An 18965-nucleotide genomic window follows, 5' to 3' on the forward strand; every position below is an offset into this window, starting at 1 on the left:
TCGGCGACATAGACCGGGACGTCGTCAGGGCCCTGCTCCTTGAAGGAGAACGGCACGGTGATCAGCCGGCCGTCGAACTCCGGGATGGCGACCTGCATCGCCGCGTCCATGGGGGAGAGCGCGGCGTCCGACTCGTCCCAGGCGGCCCGCGAGGAGGTGAGGCAGAGGCCCTGCAGCACCGGTACGTCCAGATCGGCGAGCGCGCCGATGTCCCAGGCATCCTCGTCACCGCCGGCCGAGGCCTGCGAGGCGTGCGTGCCGCCCGCGGCGAGGACCGTCGCCACCAGCGCGTCGGCCCGCCCCAGCAGCTCGTACAGTCCGGCGTCCGCCCCGCGCAGCGAACCGCAGTACACCGGGAGGGCGTTGGCGCCGTGCGCCTCGATCGCGTCGCACAGGGTGTCCACGAAGGCGGTGTTGCCGCTCAGTTCATGGGCCCGGTAGAAGAGCACGCCGACGGTCGGCCTGCCCTCGGTGGAGGGACGCTCGCCGTGCACGCCGAACTCGGGCATCTTCTGCGGCTCGACGAACCCCTCGCCGGTCAGCAGCACGGTGTCGGACAGGAACCGGGCCAGCTCGGTCAGGTTGGCCGGGCCGCCCTCGACCAGGTACCTGAGGGCCTCGGCCACCACCCCGGCCGGCACCGACGACTCGGCCATCAGCTCGGCGTCCGGCACCGCCTCGCCGCCGAGCAGCACGGTCGGGATCCCGGCGGTCTTCAGCGCGGCGAGCCCGTCCTCCCAGGCCCGCTTCCCGCCGAGCAGCCGTACGACGGCGATGTCCGCGCCCTCGATCAGCGCGGGCAGCTCCTCCGCGACGTCGACGCGCGTCGGATTGCCGATCCGGTAGTCGGCACCGGAGGCGGCCCGGGCCGCCAGCAGATCGGTGTCGGCGGTCGACAACAACAACACTGTGCTCATGCGGGCGCTCCCGGTGGAATGAAAGGCAGTCCTTGCGGCGCGCCCGACTCGATGAGCCGCCAGAGCGCGTCCGTGTCCGCGTGCTGTTCGATCAGGTCGCCGAGCCGGTCGAGCTGCTCCTCGCGCAGCCCGGCGAACGAGGTGTCGGGGGCCGGCACGAACCGGCGGCCCGCGGCGGCGGCCACCTCGCGCAGGAAGGCCCGCCGGAAGCCGTCCGACTCCAGGGAGCCGTGCCAGTGGGTGCCCCAGGTCTGCCCGACCCGGCAGCCGTCCAGGAAGGGTGTTCCGCCGGTCACTTCGGCGACCCCGTGATGGATCTCGTACCCCTCGACCCGCTCGCCGAGTGCGGTCCCCTCCGGCCGGGCAAGGATCTTCTCGGGGGCGAACCGCACCCTCAGGGGCAACACCCCGAGGCCTTCGACCTGCCCTCGCCGGCTCTCGACGTCGTCCTCGATGTGCTCACCGAGGATCTGGAAGCCGCCGCAGATGCCGAGGACGGGCCGCTGTTCGGCAGCCCGGCGCAGCAGCGCGTCCGCGAGGCCCCGCTCCCGCAGCCACTCCAGGGCCCGGACCGTCCCGCGGGTCCCCGGGACGACGACCAGATCCGCGTCGGCCAGTTCCTCCGGCCGGTCCACGAACCGCACCACGACGCCCGGTTCGGCGGCCAGCGCGTCCACGTCCGTGAAGTTGGACATCAGCGGGATCGCACAGACGGCGACCCGCAGCACGTCCTCCCCGACGGGCGGGGCGGTGTTCGACTCCCGGACCGTGCCCCGCAGCGACACCCGCAGTCCGTCCTCCTCGTCGATGCCGAGGCCGTGCCGGAAGGGCAGGACGCCGTACGTCCGCCGCCCGGTGAGCCCGTGCAGCATGTCCAGCCCCGGCTCCAGCAGCGAGACGTCCCCCCGGAACTTGTTGACGAGGAACCCGGCGACGAGTTCCTGGTCCTCCGGCGACAGGAGCGCCACGGTGCCGAAGAAGGAGGCGAAAACGCCACCGCGGTCGATGTCCCCGACGACCAGTACCGGGAGCCGCGCGTTGCGCGCGATCCCCATGTTCACGATGTCGGTCCGGCGCAGGTTGATCTCCGCCGGACTGCCCGCCCCCTCACAGATCACCGCGTCATACGTGCCCCGCAACTCGGCGAGGCAGTCGAGCACGGTCCCGAGCAGCTTCTGCTGCCGTCCGCCGTGATAGCCCCGCGCGCTCAGCTCACCGACCGGCTTCCCGAGCAGCACGACCTGACTGCTCCGCTCGCCGCCGGGCTTGAGCAGCACGGGGTTCATCAGCGCGGTCGGCTCGATCCGGCAGGCCTGCGCCTGCATGGCCTGCGCCCGCCCGATCTCGGCGCCCTCGCGGGTGACGAAGGAGTTGAGGGACATGTTCTGCGCCTTGAACGGCGCGACCTTGACGCCCTGGCGTACGAGCCACCGGCAGACGCCGGCGGTGACGACACTCTTGCCGGCGTCGGAGGTGGTCCCGGCCACCAGCAGCCCGCCGCCGTTCACGAGGAACTCCCGGCGCGCCTCGCGGCCCGTCCCCGCAACAGGGCCGCGGCCGCACTCGCGCCCAGCGCCAGCCACCCCACGCGCCGTGACAGCCGCACGGCCCGCTCGATGTCCCCGGTCTCCACGCTTCGCCCCTCCCCGTTCAGCACCGGCCGGTGCTCGACCCGTCCCCCGTACGACAACGTCCCCCCGAGCCGCACCCCCAACGCCCCCGCGAACGACGCCTCCACGGGCCCCGCGTTGGGACTGGGATGCTTCGCGGCGTCGGCCCGCCAGGCCCGTACCGCGCCCTTGGCGTCGCCCCCGGCCACGGCGGCGAGTACGGCGGTGAGCCGCGCCCCCGGCCAGCCCGCCACGTCGTCCAGCCGTGCCGAGGCCCACCCGTACCGCAGGTGGCGGGCCGACTTGTGTCCGACCATCGCGTCCAGGGTGTTGACGGCCCGGAACCCGAGCAGCCCCGGCACTCCGCCCACGGCCCCCCACACCAGCGCGCCGACCACCGCGTCGCCGGTGTTCTCGGCGACGGACTCCACGACCGCCCGCGCGATCCCGCCGGCGTCCAGTGCCTGCGGATCCCGCCCGCACAGATGCGGCAGCCGGGACCGGGCGGCCTCGACGTCCCCGGCCTCCAGGGCCCGTCCGACGGCCCGGGCCTCACGGGAGAGAGAAGTGCCGCCGACGACGGCCCAGGTGGCGGCAGCGGTGAGCGCGACGGACGCGGCGGTGGACGGCCGTACCACCCGTTGGGCCACGGCACCCAGAGTCACGGCGCCGCCGACGCACACCGCGGTGTGCAGCGCGCCCCAGCCGCGGTGGTCCCGCCACAGCACCCGCTCCACGGCCCCGGCCGCCCGCCCGAACGCGGCGACGGGATGCCCCCGGCGCGGATCGCCGAGCAGCAGGTCACCGAGAAGGCCGGCGGCGGCGCCGTACGCGAAGACGCGATCGGCACCCATCGGCTCAGCCGGCCGCGGGGTCGGGTACGGGCCGGTTACTGCACCTCGGTCGGCAGCCGCGCATGGCGATATGTCCTCACTCAGGGTGTCCGCGCCCTGGTTCGACGAGACCGGCGGTGAGAGTTCCTGGCTCCCGGGGATGGCTACCCCGGTGACAGTGGCGGGACCGCGCCGGATTCACACCGGCTTCCTCTCTTGCCGCCGTACATGGCTCCGGCAGTCCACCACGCCCCCGGAAGACCCGTCAACTTGCCGTTGACCTGCGTGGGGAGTGTGTGGGAAGGCCCACACCGGTGGTCCGGCGGGGTTCCTGGGGCAGACGGAAGGCTCCGCCGCGAACGGGTCGGGGCGGAGCCTGGCGGCCTTGGGTCGGGCCGCTGTCGAGATCGGTGCGGTCGCGGCTCAGGCCTTCGCCACGATCAGGTGGATGCCGTACGCCACGGCTGCCGTGCAGGCCGCGAAGCAGACGCAGGCGGCGGTCGCGGCCAGGGTCGCGGAGTTGCCCTGCGCGGTGGCGCGTTCGCGGGCGGAGAGGCCCTTGATGCCGAGGGTGAAGAGGGTCACCAGACCCACGGTGGCCACGAGGCTGACGCCGAAGACGGAGCCGATGGCTGCCCAGTCGATGTTCATGTCGGGTTGTGTTCCTCGGGGTCAGACGGTGGCGGCGGGGTCGGTCGCGGGAGCGGCGGGGGAGGGGATGGTGGCCGTGAGGCCCTCGGTCACCGTGCCCGCGGGCGGCGGGGTGACGGCGGCGATCGCCGTGGTCACCACACCGGCCGGCTCCTCGGTGCCGACGACGTTGCTGCTGTCCACGACCTCGCGGCGGGAGAGCTTCCAGATCGTGGCGCTCGCGGCCACCAGGAAGACGGCGACGGCGGCCGTGCCCCAGTCACCGAGGTCCGTCACGGACTCGGCGAGCGCACCGACCAACGCGGCCGCCGGGAGGGTGAGCACCCAGGCGACGACCATGCGGGTCGCGGTGGACCAGCGGACGGTGCCGCCCTTGCGGCCCAGGCCCGCACCCATCACGGAACCGGAGACGACGTGCGTGGTGGAGAGGGAGAAGCCGAGGTGGGAGGAGGCCAGGATGGCGGTGGCCGCGCTGGTCTGGGCGGCGAAGCCCTGCTGCGGCTGGAGGTCCGTCAGCCCCGTGCCCATGGTGCGGATGATCCGCCAGCCGCCGATGTAGGTGCCGAGCGCGATGGCGAGGCCGGCGGAGAGGATGACCCAGGTGGGCGGGTTGGAGCCGGGGGCGATGGAACCGCCCGCGATGAGCGCGAGGGTGATGATGCCCATGGTCTTCTGGGCGTCGTTGGTGCCGTGCGCGAGCGAGACCAGCCCGGCGGAGGCGATCTGGCCGGCGCGGTAGCCCTTGCGGGTGGCCTCGTCCTCGGCGTTCTTCGAGAGCGTGTAGGACAGCCGGGTGGAGAGCAGTGCCGCGAGGCCCGCGACCACCGGGGCGGCGACCGCCGGGAGCAGGACCTTGGTGACGAGGACGTCGCCGTGGACCGCGCCGAAGCCGGCCGAGGCGACGGTGGCGCCGATCAGACCGCCCATGAGGGCGTGCGAGGAACTGGAGGGCAGGCCCACCAGCCAGGTCACCAGGTTCCAGAGGATCGCGCCGACCAGGGCGGCGAAGATGACCTCGGGACGAATGCCGTTCTCGTCGACGAGCCCCTTGGAGATCGTGTTGGCGACCTCCACGGAGAGGAAGGCGCCCACCAGGTTGAGCGCGGCGGACATCGTCACCGCGATCTTGGGCTTGAGCGCACCGGTCGAGATGGTCGTGGCCATCGCGTTGGCGGTGTCGTGGAAACCGTTCGTGAAATCAAACGCGAGTGCGGTTACCACCACAATCGCGAGGATCAGCGAGAAGCTTTCCATTTACCCAGGCAATCTTTCGAAGTCGTTGGCTGTTGGACCGTAGGCAACCTGGGTGAACGGCAGATGAACTGAGAGGGGCTTGAGGGTGTCAATGACGGGGGGTCGTCATTCCGCTTGAGGCCGGGGAACCCGGTCGCCGCTTGGCCGTCGGCCCCGCAGGACCGACCGCGGCCGCGCTGCCGGGCCGCCGAGGAGATTCCGGTCACCCGGCGGGCCGCCGGGCTGGCAGGATCGGCCCATGGCTGAGCAGCGACGTGACGAGCGGGACGAACGGGGTGGACGCGGCGGCGCACACGGTGTGCCGGAGCCGTCCGGACGGGAGGCGCGTGCGGCGGAGGCCGACGCCTGGCAGGACCTCGTCGCCACCGCCCGCCGCACGGTGGCCGACGGACTGGTCGTCGGCACCTCCGGCAACGTCTCGGTCCGCGTCGGCGACACCGTGCTGGTCACCCCGTCGGGCGTGCCGTACGACCGGCTCACCCCGGACGACGTGACCGGCGTGGACCTCGACGGCCGGCAGGTCCTCGGCACCCTCGTACCGACCAGCGAACTGCCGATGCACCTCGCGGTCTACCGCACCACCGAGGCCGGCGCCGTCGTCCACACGCACGCCGTGCACGCGACGGCCGTCTCGACGCTCGTCCCCGAACTCCCGGCGATCCACTACATGTCCGCGGCCCTCGGCGGCACCGTCCGGGTCGCCCCGTACGCCACGTACGGCACCGACGAGCTGGCCGAGAACATGCTCCGCGCCCTGGCCGACCGCTCCGGCTGCCTCCTCCAGAACCACGGCACGGTCACCTACGGCACCACCCTCACCCAGGCCTACGACCGCACCGCCCAGCTCGAATGGCTGTGCCGCCTCTGGCTGACGGCATCCGCGGTCCCGGGCCTGACCCCGACCCTGCTCTCCCCGGCCCAGATGGCCTCGGCGGCGGAGAAACTGAAGCGGTACGGCCGCCGGGAGGGGTGAACCCCGGCTCGCGGGGAATCCGGATCCAGTGGCTTCGTCGATTCCTTCTTCCTCCGCTGGCCGACACCGAGGTCCGCCCTGACACTGGACAGGTGCGCCCAGTCAAAGTCACGGCCGCGGCCGTCGGTGCCGTACTCGTTGCCGGCGCGGCCGGCGTGGCCGCGGGACGGCTCGCCAGTGACGCCGCGCTGAAGGCACCGCCCGGCCGGCCCCTGCCCACCGAACCCCGGCTCACCGTGCACGGCACCGCGGCCGGCCGTATCACCCTCACCCGCGACCTCGCCTCGCTGCGCCCCGGCACCTACGGGCTGGCGGGCGACGGCTCGCACGCGGTCGTCGGCGCCGTCATGGAGTCCGCCGCGGACACCGCCGACACGGTCGTACGACGGCTGGAACGGGTGACCCACGGCACCCTGGAGACCGGCGACAAGGTCTGGCTCACCGCCAACGTCCACGTCGGCAACCCGGAGACCGCCCTCGGCCTGGCCCACGCCGACGTCGACATACCCGGCGAACTCGGTCCGCTGCCCGCCTGGTTCGTGCCCGGCGACCGGGACACCTGGGTGATCGCGGTGCACGGCCTCGGCACCACCCGCGAACACCCCATGAACGTCATGCGGTTCCTGAACAGCCGTCGGCTGCCGGTCCTCGCCCTCGCCTACCGCGGCGACCTCGGCGCCCCCCGCCCCCCGGACGGACTGAACCACCTCGGCGAGAGTGAGTGGCGCGACCTGGACGCGGCGATCCGCTACGCCGTCCGCTACGGCGCCCGCCGCGTCGTCCTGTACGGCTGGTCCACCGGCGCCGCCATGGCGCTGCGCGCCGCCGCCCACTCGGCCCTGCGCGAGCACGTCTGCGGCCTGGTCCTCGACTCCCCGGTGCTCAGCTGGCAGGCCACCCTGCGCGCCCTCGCCCAGGCCCGGCACACCCCCGAACCGTTGCTGCCGCTCGCGGTGCGCGCCGCCCAGGGCCGCGCCAACCTGCACGCGGACCACGTCGCGGACACCCTCGACCCGGAACACCTCGCAGTGCCCACGCTGATCATGCACGGGCCGGACGACACCGTCGCCCCCTGGACGCACTCCCGGCGGCTCGCCGAGCGGCGTCCCGACCGGGTCGCCCTGCACACCGTCCCGGGCGCCCCGCACGGCGCGATGTGGAACCCCGACCCGAAGCAGTACGAGGAACGGCTGCGCCGCTTCCTCACCCCACTGATGTGAGAGCACCCCGACGCGAGCCCGTGCCGCCCTGAGCCGGAGGCCCTGATTCCAGTCGGTGCCGTAGGTTCCGTTTAAGGCCGTACCACTGGCCTGAACATGTCTCCTCGCCTCCCCTCGGGGCCCGTGCGTTGGCCAGCCCCGTCGCCCGCCGTGACATTCCGTTTGGGTTTTCGGACCGTCAACCGGAAGACTGCACCCGTGACGTCCCGTATCCCGCGCGACTCAAGGCTTCGACTCGTCCGAACGCGACCCCTGGCCGCCGCCCCCCGAGCGATGAACCAGCGGCCCGCGCGCCGCCCTGCACCCCGCCCGCCCGAGGGCACCCCGGCCCCCGCCGAGCTGGCCAGAATGGCGCGCTCGGGCCTGGCGGGAGCGGCCCGCGTCGCCCACTGGGCCGACGCGGCCCTCGGCCCCGGGAACGACGGCGCGACCGGCGACGGCAAGGCCACCCTCTCCGAGGCGTCCGCCGAACGCGCGGCCGAGGATCTCGGCCTGACCGCCGCTCAGGTACGCGCCGACTGGGACACCGCCCGGCTCGCCGGCCTGGTCGAGGTGCACGGCGACAGCGCGCGCCCCGGCTGGCGACTGCGCGCCTGGGACCGCGACGACAGCGCCGTCCTGCGCGGCTGGGTCGCTCTCTTCGACGCCTGGTCGCTCGCCCACCCCGAGCCCACGGACGTCGAGCCGGGCGCCGTCGCCGAGGTCGTCTCGGCCATGCCCCAGGTGCTCTCCTTCCTCCAGCTGTCCGCCGGACCGGTCCCGGTCGAGCAGCTCCTCGACCTGCTGCGGCAGCGGGTCACCGAACTGCGCACCGAGCGCTGCGAGGTGACCTACGACACGGAGGCCGGCCCCGGGTCCGCCGGGCCGGTCGCCGCCGTGTCCGCCGTCGACGCCGGTCCCGCGGAGCGCGCACCGGCCGAGGACCCCGCCCCCGCCGAGGAGGCCGAGCTCGCCCCCCTCCTCGACTGGTCCCTGTCCGCCCTCGGTTCCGTGGGCGCCCTCACCTACGGTGAAGGCCAGGCCACCCTCACCCCGCTGGGCAGCTGGGCGGTCTGGGTCAAGCTGGAGCAGATCTGCGTCGCCGCGCAGAGCCCCGCCGGGAACATCGAGGTCGCCGCCGAGGAGATGCTGCGCGGCTGCGCCCAGCTCCGCCCCAACGCGGCCCGCGCCGAGTACCGCGCCTGGCTCGCCGCCCGCCCCGTCGGCGGCGCCGTCACCGAGCTCATCGACGCCGCCCGCGGCGAGGACGCCCTGCTGCGCGGCCTCGCCTTCGAGGCGCTGCGGGTCGTCGGCGCCCCCGCCGAACCGGACGTCCGCGCGGTCGTCGACGAGCCGACCCTGAGGCCGTACGCCCTGCTGTGGCTGGCCGAGCACGACGGGATCGACCCGGAGGACGCCCACGAGGTGCTCACCCGCGAAGAGGCGACCTGGCTCTGGGTCGACACGGCCGCCGCGGTCGCCGACCACGGTGAGGCACCGCTGCTCGTCCGCCACCTGGAGTCGGCGCTGCAGCCCACCGTCCCCGCGCTGCTCGACGAGGTCCGTGCCGTCGGTCACCCGCGCACCGTGCAGGTGCTGGTGGCCCTGGCCGCGGCCCACCCGGACCCGGCGCTGGCCAAGGCCGTCCGCCGGGCCGCCTTCCAGGTGCACACCGGCGGCTAGGGCGCTATCTCCGGGGCGTACGTACCGAAGCTCCAGACGTTGCCCTCGACGTCCCGGGCCATGTAGTCCCGCGAACCGTAGTCCTGGTCCGTCGGCGGCATCAGGATCTCGGCGCCGTGGTCCACGGCCCGCTGGTGGTGTGCGTCGACGTCGTCCACGACGATGTACACACCGGTCGGGCCCGCGCCCTCCAGCGCCTCGTCGAAACGGCCGCCGCGGCCCCTGGAACCCAGCATGACCGCGCCGTTGCCCTGCACCAGCTCGGCGTGCAGCACCATGCCGTCCTCGCCCTCGTACACCGACAGCTCGGTGAACCCGAGGGCCTCCGTCAGCTGCTTGATCGCCGCCTTCGCGTCCGTGTACAGCAGCGACGGATAGATGCTCGGCCGTCCGCCAGTGGTGCCCGCCATCCCGATCACTCCCTCGTGTGTCGGTCCCCCGAAAGCCGTCGTCCCGGCCTGCTGGACAGTCTGGCACCCGGCACCGACACCGCCCCGGCCGCGCGCTGCCGGCCGGCACGGGCCGTCCCGAACACCCGTACACAGAAAAAGTGCTTGCGCCGCCCCGTTAGACTTGGCCTCATGGCCATTCTCCTCGCGCATTAGACGGCGGGAACGTCCTCAGCCGCCCACCCGTCAGTATCCGTACGCCCTGGAGTCTGTCCGTGATCTCCGCCTCCGGTATCGAGCTGCGCGCCGGTGCCCGCATCCTCATCGAGAACGCCACCTTCCGGGTCGCCAAGGGCGACCGCATCGGCCTGGTCGGCCGCAACGGCGCAGGCAAGACCACCCTCACCAAGGTCCTGGCCGGGGACGGCATCCCCGCCGCGGGCACCGTGACCCGCTCCGGCGAGGTCGGCTACCTCCCGCAGGATCCCCGCACCGGGGACCTGGACGTCCTGGCCCGTGACCGCGTCCTCTCCGCGCGCGGCCTCGACGTGCTGATCCGCAAGATGCGCGAGAACGAGCAGCGCATCGCGAACGGCCAGGGCGCCACCCGGGAGAAGGCGCTCAGGCAGTACGAGCGACAGGAGACCGAGTTCCTCACCAAGGGCGGGTACGCCGCCGAGGCCGAGGCCGCCACCATCGCGGCCGCGCTCAACCTGCCCGACCGGGTGCTCGGCCAGCCCCTGCACACGCTCTCCGGCGGTCAGCGCCGCCGTATCGAGCTGGCCCGGATCCTGTTCTCGGACGCCGACACCCTGCTGCTCGACGAGCCCACGAACCACCTCGACGCGGACTCGATCGTCTGGCTGCGCGACTACCTGAAGACCTACCGTGGCGGCTTCATCGTGATCTCCCACGACGTCGACCTGGTCGAGACGGTCGTCAACAAGGTCTTCTACCTGGACGCGAACCGTGCCCAGATCGACGTCTACAACATGGGCTGGAAGCTCTACCAGCAGCAGCGCGAGGCCGACGAGAAGCGCCGCAAGCGCGAGCGCGCCAACGCCGAGAAGAAGGCCGCCGCACTGCACTCGCAGGCCGACAAGATGCGCGCCAAGGCCACCAAGACGGTCGCCGCGCAGAACATGGCCCGCCGTGCCGACAAGCTGCTGGCCGGTCTGGACGCCGTCCGCGTCTCCGACAAGGTCGCCAAGCTCCGCTTCCCGGAGCCCGCGCCCTGCGGCAAGACCCCGCTGACCGCCGAGGGCCTGTCGAAGTCGTACGGTTCGCTGGAGATCTTCACCGACGTCGACCTGGCCATCGACAAGGGGTCGAGGGTGGTCATCCTCGGGCTCAACGGTGCCGGCAAGACCACCCTGCTGCGGCTGCTCGGCGGCGTCGAGCAGCCCGACACCGGCGAGGTGCTCGAGGGCCACGGCCTCAAGCTCGGGTACTACGCCCAGGAGCACGAGACCCTGGACCCGTCCCGCACGGTCCTGGAGAACATGCGCTCGGCGGCCCCCGACATGGACCTCGTGGAGGTCCGCAAGGTGCTCGGTTCGTTCCTGTTCTCCGGTGACGACGTCGACAAGCCGGCCGGGGTCCTCTCCGGCGGGGAGAAGACCCGGCTCGCCCTCGCCACCCTGGTCGTCTCCTCCGCGAACGTCCTGCTCCTGGACGAGCCGACGAACAACCTCGACCCCGCGAGCCGCGAGGAGATCCTCGGCGCCCTGCGCACCTACAAGGGCGCGGTCGTCCTCGTCACCCACGACGAGGGTGCCGTGGAGGCGCTGCAGCCCGAGCGGATCATCCTGCTGCCCGACGGCGTCGAGGACCTGTGGGGCGCCGACTACGCGGATCTCGTCGCCCTCGCCTGATCGAATGCCTGATCCACTGGCTATGGATCATTCGGCCTACCGGTGATCCATCATCTGTGTGAGATCTCCTCGTACCGAGGTGTGTCCTACACCGATTTCGCGGCCGTTCCCTTTGTCGACAAGGGAACGGCCGCTCTCTGTTGCTGACCTGGCACTTCGCGGACGAACCCGTTCGGCTCCACGGACAACCCTCACCGGAATCATTCATTCCGCATGTGGGGATGCGCTCCTGTCGTCACAACGATGTCTCACGGACCTTGCCGAATGGGTGGCCATCGCGCGCCGGAGGGGTGATCATGAGGGGACCAGAGCGCACTTCCCATGAGGAGGCACGGGTGGCCGAGACTCTGAAGAAGGGCAGCCGGGTGACCGGCGCCGCGCGCGACAAGCTCGCGGCAGACCTGAAGAAGAAGTACGACTCCGGTGCGAGCATTCGGGCACTGGCCGAGGAAACCGGCCGCTCGTATGGCTTCGTCCACCGGATGCTCAGCGAGTCGGGTGTCACGCTGCGTGGGCGTGGCGGGGCGACGCGGGGCAAGAAAGCCGCGTCCTGACCCCGGGCGGCCCATCGGCTTCGATGGTGGCCACCCGGTCGGTCGCCTGATCGACCGGGTGGTTACTGTGCAGTCACTTAGCATGCTGTTCGGCTATGCGTGATGACCGCACACATCGGAGGCGCCCCATGGCTTCGCCCGACCAGGACCTCGCTCCTGTTCTCGACAAGGACGGCGTACGGCTCACCGTCGACGACGCGCTCGCCACGGTGACGCTGACCAACCCGGCCAAGCGCAACGCCCAGAGCCCCGCACTGTGGCGGGCGTTGGCCGAGGCCGGGCGGTCACTGCCGGGGTCGGTCCGGGTCGTCGTGCTGCGCGGTGAGGGCCAGTCCTTCTCCGCGGGCCTCGACCGGCAGATGTTCACGCCGGAAGGGATCCCGGGCGAGCCGACCTTCATCGAGCTCGCGCGCCGCGGCGACGCCGAACTCGACGCGAGCATCGCCGCATACCAGGAGGCGTTCACCTGGTGGCGGCAGAGCGACATCGTGTCGATCGCCGCCGTGCAGGGACACGCCATCGGGGCCGGCTTCCAGCTGGCCCTCGCCTGTGATCTGCGCGTCGTCGCGGACGACGTGCAGTTCGCCATGCGCGAGACCAGTCTGGGGCTGGTGCCCGACCTGACCGGCACCCACCCGCTGGTCTCCCTGGTCGGCTACGCCCGCGCGCTGGAGATCTGCGCGACCGGACGCTACGTCCTGGCCGAGGAGGCGGTGGCCTCCGGGCTGGCGAGCGTGGCGGTGCCGACGGGCGAACTCGACGCGGCGGTACGGGACCTGGCCGGTGCGCTGCTGGCCGCGCCGCGGGATGCCCTCGTGGAGACCAAGGCGTTGCTGCGCGGCGCGAGCGGTCGTACGTACGACGAACAGCGGGCCGCCGAACGGCAGGCCCAGGCCCGGCGGCTGCGGGACCTCGCGGGAGTGGGCGAGTAACACGCGCCGGTGGGGCCGGGCACAGCCGGCGCCCGCTGGGGGGCGTCGGCATGCGGTCGAGCGGGTAGGCGCGTTGGTGGACACGTCCGGGAGGCCGCCGTCCACCGCGAACGGCTGCACCCGGCCCGGACCCAGGGGAGGGCGTGATGAGCGCCGAGCAGACACAGGTCATCGAGAAGCCACCCGCGACCGCACCCCCGGCCGGCCGCGAGGCCCGCTTCTGGTCCCCGCGCCGCGCCCCGGCGACCCTGGTCGCCCTGCTCACCCTCGTCGTCGCGGGCGCCTTCCTGTACGACATCGCGGCTGTGCGCGCCCACCGTCCGGCGATGCGCTGGCGCCGCGAACTGGCGCACCGGCTGGCCGAGCAGCCGCTCGACGGCATCTGGGTCCTGGTGGGCGCGGGCGTCGCCGCCGCTCTCGGCCTGTGGCTGCTGACCCTGGCCGTCACGCCGGGCCTGCGGGACGTCCTGCCGATGCGCCGCACCCACCCGGACGTCCGCGCCGGGCTGCGCCGGGACGCGGCGGCGACGGTGCTGCGCGACCGGGCCATGGAGATCTCGGGCGTCCGCCGGGTACGCGTACGACTGCACCGCACCCGCGCGCACGTCCTCGCCGTCTCGCACCTCCGGGAACCGGACGAGGTCCGGGCCGACCTGGAGGCGACGCTGACCGGCGCGATCCACGCCCTGGGCCTGGCCCGTGAGCCCGAACTGACCCTGCACGTGCTCCGGCCCGGCCGGAAGGGGTGACACCATGCTCCGTACCGTCAACCGCGTCCTGGTCGGCCTAGCGGGCCTGCTGCTCCTCACCCTCGGCGGATCGGTCCTCGCCGTCGGTCTGGGAGCGCCGCCCCCCTCCTGGTGGCCGTACCACGACCGCCACGACGTCCTGCTGACCACGGCCCGGCGCACCCACTGGCGGGACGCCGGCTGGTGGTGGCCGACGGTCCTGGCGACCCTGACGGTCCTGGTCCTGCTCGCCCTGTGGTGGCTGACCGCCCAACTGCGCCGGCGCCGCCTGACCGAGGTCCTGGTGGACACGGGGGACGCCGAGGGCGCGCTGCTGCGCGGCAGGGCCCTGGAGACGGTCCTGGCGACGGACGCGGCCCACCAGGAGGGCGTGGCCCACGCCCAGGCGGTCCTCAGGGGCACCCGCACGGCACCACGGGTCGGGGTCTTTCTCCGTCTGGAGCCGGACGTGGCACCGGCGCAGGCGCTGAACGAGCTGACGGCCCGGGCGCTGGCGCACGCCCGGGAATCGGCGGCCCTGGAGAAACTCCCCGCGGAAGTCCGGCTGACGGTCGGGCACCGCGCGCAGAGGGTCACCTGACCGCACCGGTCGGACGAGCGGCCGTCAGAACCCGTGCCGCATGCCCCCGTCCACAGGCACCATGATGCCCGTCAGATAAGAAGCCCCCGGAGACATCAGGAACGCCGCCACCCGCCCGAACTCCTCCGGAGTCCCGTACCGCCGCAGCGGGATCCGGGACTCGTTCTCGGTCCGGGTCGCCTGCGGGTCGGCGGACATGGCGTCCAGCTCCCGTACCCGGTCCGTGTCGATCCGCGACGGCAGCACGCCCACGACCCTGATCCCGCGCGGCCCCAGCTCGTCCGCCAGCGACTTGGCGAACCCGGCGAGCCCGGGCCGCAGCCCGTTGGAGATCGTCAGCCCCGGAATCGGCTCGTACACCGACCCGGACAGCACGAACCCGATGACGCCCCCTTCCGGCAGCTCCGCCGCCGCCGCGCGGGCGAGCCGTACGGCGCCCAGGAACACCGACTCGAACGCGGCCTGCCACTGCTCGTCCGTGTTGTCGGCGACGAACCCGGCCGGCGGGCCGCCGACGCTCACCAGGATGCCGTCGAAGCCCCCGAAACGCTCACGCGCCGCCGCGATCAGCCGTGCCGGCGCGTCCGGGTCCGCGTTGTCCACGGCCACTCCCACCGCGTTCGGCCCGAGTCCGGCCGCCGCGTCGGCGACGCCCTTCTCGTCCCGTCCGGTCACGACGACCTTCGCCCCGTCGGCGACCAGCTCGCGCGCCGCCGCGTTGCCCAGCCCGCGGGTGCCTCCGGTGACGACGTACACCCGGTCCTTCAGTCCAAGATCCATGGTTCCTATCCTGCCTGCTCGCCGGCGAAGAGCGTGAGGGCGGTGTTCACCAGCCCGATGTGGCTGAACGCCTGCGGGAAGTTGCCCAACTGGCGTTCGCCCTCCGGGTCGTACTCCTCGGACAGCAGCCCCACGTCGTTGCCGAGCCCCACCAGCCGTTCGAACAGCTCCTTCGCCTCGTCGGTGCGGCCGGTCATGTGCAGCGCGTCGGCCAGCCAGAACGAGCAGGCCAGGAAGGCGCCCTCGCCGCCGGGCATGCCGTCGACCCCGATCGCGTCGGTGTCGTAGCGGCGCAGGAACCCACCGTGGCCCAGGTCGTCCCGGATCGCGTCCACCGTGCCGATCACCCGGGGGTCGTCCGGCGGCAGGAAGCCGACGCGCGGGATCAGCAGCAGCGAGGCGTCCAGTTCGCGCGAGCCGTAGTACTGCGTGAAGGTGTTGCGTCCGGGATCGAACCCCTTCTCGCACACCTCCTGGTGCACCTCGTCGCGGAACGCGCGCCAGCTCCCCAGGTCGCCCTCCAGCTCCGGGTAGTCCTCCAGGGTCTTCACCGCGCGGTCCGCGGCCACCCACACCAGCACCTTGGAGTGCACGAAATGCCGTCGGCCGCCGCGCACCTCCCACAGCCCCTCGTCGGGCTGCCGCCAGGTCTTCTCCAGGAACTTCATCAGCGTGCACTGGATGGACCACATGTGCGGTTTGGTCGGCAGGCCCGCGCTGCGGGCCAGCGACAGCGAGTCCATGACCTCGCCGTACACGTCCAACTGGAGCTGGTCCACGGCGCCGTTGCCGACGCGTACGGGGCGGGAGCCGCCGAAGCCGGACAGCCAGTCCAGTTCGAACTCGGGCAGCCTGCGCTCGCCCGACAGACCGTACATGATCTGCAGGTCCGCCGGGTCGCCGGCGACCGCGCGCACCAGCCAGTTGCGCCAGCTCTCGGCCTCCTTGCGGTAGCCGGCGGCGAGCAGGGCGCCGAGCGTGAGGGTGGAGTCGCGCAGCCAGCAGAAGCGGTAGTCCCAGTTGCGCACCCCGCCCAGTTCCTCGGGCAGCGAGCTGGTCGCTGCCGCGACGATCCCGCCGGTCGGCGCGTAGGTGAGTGCCTTGAGGGTGATCAGGGAGCGCATCACGGCGTCCCGGTGCGGGCCGTCGTAGGTGCAGCGGGCGGCCCAGCGCCGCCAGTCGGCCACGCTGGAGCGCAGGGCGTCGTAGGGGTCGACGAGCGGTGGACGCGGCTCGTGCGAGGGGTGCCAGGTGAGCACGAACGCGACCTTGTCGCCCTCCTCGACGGTGAACTCGGAGTGGGTGCCGAAGTCCTCGCCCCAGGTCCGTACGGCCGGGTCGCTGCGCAGCCACACCGAGTCGGGTCCGGCGACGGCGACCCGGTGGCCGCCGGAGCGGCGCATCCACGGGGTGATCGAGCCGTAGTCGAAGCGCAGCCGCAGCGCGCTCTGCACGGTGACCCGGCCGGTGACGCCCTCGACGATGCGTACGACCTCGGGGGCGCGCTCGCGCTGGGGCATCAGGTCGGTGACCCGTACCGTGCCCTGTTCCGTCTCCCACTCGGTGTCCAGGACCAGTGTGTCGCGCCGGTAGGCCCGCCGGGCGCAGACCGTGGCGCCCCGGGGGGCGATCCGCCAGTGTCCGTTGTCCTCGTCGCCCAGAAGTCTGGTGAAGCACGCGGCGGAGTCGAATCTGGGCAGGCACAGCCAGTCGATGGAGCCGTCCCGGCCGACCAGGGCCGCGGTCTGCTCGTCGCCGATCAGGGCGTAGTCCTCGATGCGTCGATCCACGGGACCCGGTTTCCCGGCCGGCCGGGGGGCCAATCAGGTGGTGAGCCGGCGGAGTGACACCGCGGGGAGTGGCACGGCAGGTCCCGCCGGCGTCACACGGCGGCCGGCTCCGCTTCCTCTGCCTTCTCCTGCTCCGCCGCCTCCGCACGCGCGCGTGCCTCGCGGCGCACCAGCACGAAGAAGCCGTAGGGGACGCCCGCGGCGAACAGCCACCACTGGATCATGTACGCGTAGTTGAGCGGAGCGTCCTCCTTGCCGGGATCGGAGATCTGCTCCGGCGTGTCGCCCTTGGGCTGCGGCGCGGTCTGCTCGATGTAGCCGCCGAGGACCTGCTTGCCGAGCCGGCGCGCCTGCTCCTCGCTGTTGATCAGCATGACCTGCCGGTCGGGCAGGCCCTTGATGTCCTTGATGCCGCTCGCCGCGGTGGTCTCGTCGGGCATCAGCCGGCCCTGGACGGTGACCTTGCCCGCGGGCGGCGCGGGGATCTTGGGGAAGGCGGTCTGGCTCGGGCCGTCCGCGGGGATCCAGCCCCGGTTGACCAGCAGCACCTTGCCGTCGGCGAGCACGAACGGGGTGAGGACGTGGTAGCCGACCTCGTCGTCCGCGTTCGTGCGGCGCCGCACGACGACCTCGTGGGCGGTGTCGAAGGTGCCGGTCGCGGTGACGGTGTGGTACCGCTCCTTGCGGGTCACCGCGTGCCCGGGCTCGGTCACCTGCTCCACCGGCACCGGCTTGGCGTGCAGCGCCTCGGCCACCAGCTGGTTACGGGCGCTGCGCTCCTCATACCGGTGCTTCTGCCAGATCCCGAGCCGGATCATCGTGGGGATGAGAAGCAGCGAGACGAGGGCGAGGATCACCCACTGCCGGGTCCAAAGGAAGCGGTACACCACACGACCGTACAACTCGGTCGTGGGGGGCGAGCGCGCGGGTACCGGTCACACGCGGTCGACGATGCCCGACTTGCCGGCCTCACGGGCGCAGTGGGCGCCGCAGTACCACTGGTTCTCGGCCTCGACGCCCTGGCCGATGATCGAGACCTTGCAGTGCTCGCAGACCGGGGCCATACGGTGGATCGCGCAGGAGAAGCAGTCGAAGACATGGATCGCGCCCTGCGCGTGCACCTCGAAGGTCATTCCGTAGTCGTTACCGCAAACTTCACATTTCGCCATGCGGCACAGCGTGGGTGGTCGGCCTCGCGCGAGCGAGTGGGCGCGGGGCGAGTCGCGCGGCAATCACCCGTCCGTACGGTCCCGCGGCGCGGTCACTCCTCCGATACCGGTGCCACGTCCCGCAGCAGCTGCCCGAAGGCGGCCTCGTCGACGACGGGGGTCCCGAACTGGCGGGCCTTGACGACCTTCGACGTGCCCGAGTCCGGGTCGTTGGTGACCAGCAGGCTGGTGAGCCGCGAGATACTCGCGGAGACGTGCAGGCCGGCCTCCGCGGCCCGGTCCTCCAGGAGCTCCCGGTCGACCGAGGTGTCCCCGGAGAACGCCACCCGCATGCCCTGCCTGAGCGGCTTGCCGTCCTCGTACCGCCCCGGGTTCGGGTACGGGCAGGCCGGCCGTCTGCGGGACGGGCGCCAGCTGCTCGGCCGGTAGCCGCCGCTCGCCTGCTGCCCGATCCTGGGCGTGTCCGACCACTCCGTCAGCGGCCGGCACTCGAGGAGCGGCAGCCGCACGTTCCCCGCGGCGGCGGCCCGCAGGCTGGGCCGGAACGCCTCCGCGAGCACCCGTGCGTCGTCCAGCGCGTGGTGCGCCCGCTGCTGTACCACCCCGAAGTGCGCGGCCAGGGTCTCCAGCTTGTGGTTGGGCAGCGGCAGGCCCAGCTCCTTGGAGAGCGCGATGGTGCACAGCCGCTGCCGCACCGGTGCCTCGGCCTTCGCGCGCGCGTACTCGCGGGCGATCATCTGCCAGTCGAAGACCGCGTTGTGCGCGACCAGCACCCGGCCGTCCAGCCGGGCCGAGAACTCCTCGGCGATGTCCGTGAACAGCGGCGCCCCTTCGAGCACCTCGCTCGTCAGGCCGTGGATCCACACGGGACCCGGATCGCGCTCGGGGTTGACCAGCGTGTACCAGTGGTCCTCGACCTCACCGCGCCCGTCCAGCCGGTAGACGGCTGCGGAGATTATCCGATCGTCCCGCAGCCGGGTCCCGTCCGCGAGGCGGATGTGCAGGTCGGCGTCGATCATCCGCACGGT

The 18965-nt window shown here is 72.6% G+C and carries 19 protein-coding genes and 1 riboswitch; of the genes, 8 read left to right on the top strand and 11 right to left on the bottom strand.

Annotated features, from left to right (window positions below; all coding sequences use genetic code 11):
- The 5 genes from ABZ646_RS19210 to ABZ646_RS19230 all read right to left on the bottom strand — a co-directional run.
- A partial coding sequence (locus ABZ646_RS19210) for a cobaltochelatase subunit CobN (protein ID WP_360520019.1) occupies positions 1 to 917 on the bottom strand: 917 nt, incomplete at its 3' end.
- Positions 914 to 2425, bottom strand: a complete 1512-nt coding sequence (locus tag ABZ646_RS19215; RefSeq protein WP_360520021.1) for a cobyric acid synthase — start codon at positions 2423 to 2425, stop codon at positions 914 to 916. The genes ABZ646_RS19215 and ABZ646_RS19210, both read right to left, overlap by 4 nt.
- The gene (locus tag ABZ646_RS19220) at positions 2422 to 3381 is read right to left on the bottom strand and encodes a cobalamin biosynthesis protein (protein WP_360520023.1); all 960 of its coding nucleotides are present in this window, start codon (positions 3379 to 3381) and stop codon (positions 2422 to 2424) included. Before ABZ646_RS19220 ends, ABZ646_RS19215 begins: the two co-directional genes overlap by 4 nt.
- Positions 3382 to 3480: 99 nt before the next feature.
- Positions 3481 to 3623: riboswitch (cobalamin riboswitch) on the bottom strand.
- Between the two features lie 160 nt (positions 3624 to 3783).
- On the bottom strand, positions 3784 to 4011 hold the full coding sequence (locus ABZ646_RS19225) for a hypothetical protein (RefSeq protein WP_360520025.1): 228 nt from the start codon (positions 4009 to 4011) through the stop codon (positions 3784 to 3786).
- Positions 4012 to 4032: 21 nt separating this feature from the next.
- Positions 4033 to 5265 (bottom strand): inorganic phosphate transporter, encoded by a 1233-nt coding sequence (locus ABZ646_RS19230; RefSeq protein ID WP_360520027.1) that lies wholly within the window; start codon positions 5263 to 5265, stop codon positions 4033 to 4035.
- Between the two features lie 238 nt (positions 5266 to 5503).
- Between ABZ646_RS19230 and ABZ646_RS19235 the strand changes: the two genes are divergently transcribed.
- The 3 genes from ABZ646_RS19235 to ABZ646_RS19245 all read left to right on the top strand — a co-directional run bounded on the left by ABZ646_RS19235 (position 5504) and on the right by ABZ646_RS19245 (position 9120).
- Positions 5504 to 6238, top strand: coding sequence for a class II aldolase/adducin family protein (locus tag ABZ646_RS19235; protein WP_360520029.1), 735 nt, complete (start codon positions 5504 to 5506; stop codon positions 6236 to 6238).
- Positions 6239 to 6330: 92 nt separating this feature from the next.
- Positions 6331 to 7458: an alpha/beta fold hydrolase gene (locus tag ABZ646_RS19240; protein WP_360520031.1), complete on the top strand. Its 1128-nt coding sequence runs from the start codon at positions 6331 to 6333 to the stop codon at positions 7456 to 7458.
- A gap of 273 nt (positions 7459 to 7731) precedes the next feature.
- A complete protein-coding gene (locus ABZ646_RS19245; protein WP_360520033.1) occupies positions 7732 to 9120 on the top strand; it encodes a hypothetical protein in 1389 nt (462 codons plus the stop codon).
- On the opposite strand, the gene ABZ646_RS19250 is transcribed toward ABZ646_RS19245, so the two are convergent.
- Complete coding sequence (locus ABZ646_RS19250) at positions 9117 to 9530, bottom strand: VOC family protein (RefSeq protein WP_360520035.1); 414 nt, start codon at positions 9528 to 9530, stop codon at positions 9117 to 9119. The genes ABZ646_RS19245 and ABZ646_RS19250 overlap by 4 nt on opposite strands.
- 254 nt (positions 9531 to 9784) lie before the next feature.
- On the opposite strand from ABZ646_RS19250, the gene ABZ646_RS19255 reads away from it, so the two are divergent.
- The 5 genes from ABZ646_RS19255 (at position 9785) to amaP (ending at position 14198) form a co-directional block, all read left to right on the top strand.
- Positions 9785 to 11383: an ABC-F family ATP-binding cassette domain-containing protein gene (locus ABZ646_RS19255; RefSeq protein WP_360520037.1), complete on the top strand. Its 1599-nt coding sequence runs from the start codon at positions 9785 to 9787 to the stop codon at positions 11381 to 11383.
- A gap of 335 nt (positions 11384 to 11718) precedes the next feature.
- Positions 11719 to 11937: a helix-turn-helix domain-containing protein gene (locus ABZ646_RS19260; protein WP_046727957.1), complete on the top strand. Its 219-nt coding sequence runs from the start codon at positions 11719 to 11721 to the stop codon at positions 11935 to 11937.
- A gap of 128 nt (positions 11938 to 12065) precedes the next feature.
- A complete protein-coding gene (locus tag ABZ646_RS19265; protein ID WP_360520039.1) occupies positions 12066 to 12869 on the top strand; it encodes an enoyl-CoA hydratase/isomerase family protein in 804 nt (267 codons plus the stop codon).
- Between the two features lie 146 nt (positions 12870 to 13015).
- Positions 13016 to 13618 carry a DUF6286 domain-containing protein gene (locus ABZ646_RS19270; protein WP_360520041.1) on the top strand — a complete coding sequence of 201 codons (603 nt, stop codon included), beginning with the start codon at positions 13016 to 13018 and terminating at the stop codon, positions 13616 to 13618.
- A 4-nt stretch (positions 13619 to 13622) separates the two neighbouring features.
- Positions 13623 to 14198, top strand: a complete 576-nt coding sequence (gene amaP, locus ABZ646_RS19275) for an alkaline shock response membrane anchor protein AmaP (protein WP_360520043.1) — start codon at positions 13623 to 13625, stop codon at positions 14196 to 14198.
- A gap of 24 nt (positions 14199 to 14222) precedes the next feature.
- On the opposite strand, the gene ABZ646_RS19280 is transcribed toward amaP, so the two are convergent.
- The 5 genes from ABZ646_RS19280 to ABZ646_RS19300 all read right to left on the bottom strand — a co-directional run bounded on the left by ABZ646_RS19280 (position 14223) and on the right by ABZ646_RS19300 (position 18956).
- Positions 14223 to 14978, bottom strand: coding sequence for an SDR family oxidoreductase (locus ABZ646_RS19280; RefSeq protein ID WP_360520045.1), 756 nt, complete (start codon positions 14976 to 14978; stop codon positions 14223 to 14225).
- A gap of 5 nt (positions 14979 to 14983) precedes the next feature.
- Positions 14984 to 16768, bottom strand: a complete 1785-nt coding sequence (locus tag ABZ646_RS19285; protein ID WP_360520047.1) for a glycoside hydrolase family 15 protein — start codon at positions 16766 to 16768, stop codon at positions 14984 to 14986.
- A gap of 92 nt (positions 16769 to 16860) precedes the next feature.
- Positions 16861 to 17655: an SURF1 family protein gene (locus tag ABZ646_RS19290; protein ID WP_360520049.1), complete on the bottom strand. Its 795-nt coding sequence runs from the start codon at positions 17653 to 17655 to the stop codon at positions 16861 to 16863.
- 48 nt (positions 17656 to 17703) lie between these two features.
- The gene (locus ABZ646_RS19295) at positions 17704 to 17937 is read right to left on the bottom strand and encodes a hypothetical protein (RefSeq protein WP_360520051.1); all 234 of its coding nucleotides are present in this window, start codon (positions 17935 to 17937) and stop codon (positions 17704 to 17706) included.
- A gap of 92 nt (positions 17938 to 18029) precedes the next feature.
- Positions 18030 to 18956: a DEDDh family exonuclease gene (locus tag ABZ646_RS19300; protein WP_360520053.1), complete on the bottom strand. Its 927-nt coding sequence runs from the start codon at positions 18954 to 18956 to the stop codon at positions 18030 to 18032.
- Between the last annotated feature and the right edge of the window lie 9 nt (positions 18957 to 18965).

The organism is Streptomyces sp. NPDC007162 (assembly GCF_040634175.1).
In the GTDB taxonomy this organism is placed as follows: Bacteria; Actinomycetota; Actinomycetes; order Streptomycetales; family Streptomycetaceae; genus Streptomyces.

Excerpts from the sequence above, each read along its gene's own strand:
- ABZ646_RS19225 (WP_360520025.1), bottom strand. The coding sequence starts at position 4,011 with ATGAACATCGACTGGGCAGCCATCGGCTCCGTCTTCGGCGTCAGCCTC.
- ABZ646_RS19280 (WP_360520045.1), bottom strand. The coding sequence starts at position 14,978 with ATGGATCTTGGACTGAAGGACCGGGTGTACGTCGTCACCGGAGGCACC.
- ABZ646_RS19250 (WP_360520035.1), bottom strand. The coding sequence starts at position 9,530 with ATGGCGGGCACCACTGGCGGACGGCCGAGCATCTATCCGTCGCTGCTG.
- ABZ646_RS19295 (WP_360520051.1), bottom strand. The coding sequence starts at position 17,937 with ATGGCGAAATGTGAAGTTTGCGGTAACGACTACGGAATGACCTTCGAG.
- ABZ646_RS19235 (WP_360520029.1), top strand. The coding sequence starts at position 5,504 with ATGGCTGAGCAGCGACGTGACGAGCGGGACGAACGGGGTGGACGCGGC.
- ABZ646_RS19230 (WP_360520027.1), bottom strand. The coding sequence starts at position 5,265 with ATGGAAAGCTTCTCGCTGATCCTCGCGATTGTGGTGGTAACCGCACTC.
- ABZ646_RS19265 (WP_360520039.1), top strand. The coding sequence starts at position 12,066 with ATGGCTTCGCCCGACCAGGACCTCGCTCCTGTTCTCGACAAGGACGGC.
- ABZ646_RS19245 (WP_360520033.1), top strand. The coding sequence starts at position 7,732 with ATGAACCAGCGGCCCGCGCGCCGCCCTGCACCCCGCCCGCCCGAGGGC.
- ABZ646_RS19270 (WP_360520041.1), top strand. The coding sequence starts at position 13,016 with ATGAGCGCCGAGCAGACACAGGTCATCGAGAAGCCACCCGCGACCGCA.
- amaP (WP_360520043.1), top strand. The coding sequence starts at position 13,623 with ATGCTCCGTACCGTCAACCGCGTCCTGGTCGGCCTAGCGGGCCTGCTG.
- ABZ646_RS19220 (WP_360520023.1), bottom strand. The coding sequence starts at position 3,381 with ATGGGTGCCGATCGCGTCTTCGCGTACGGCGCCGCCGCCGGCCTTCTC.
- ABZ646_RS19300 (WP_360520053.1), bottom strand. The coding sequence starts at position 18,956 with ATGATCGACGCCGACCTGCACATCCGCCTCGCGGACGGGACCCGGCTG.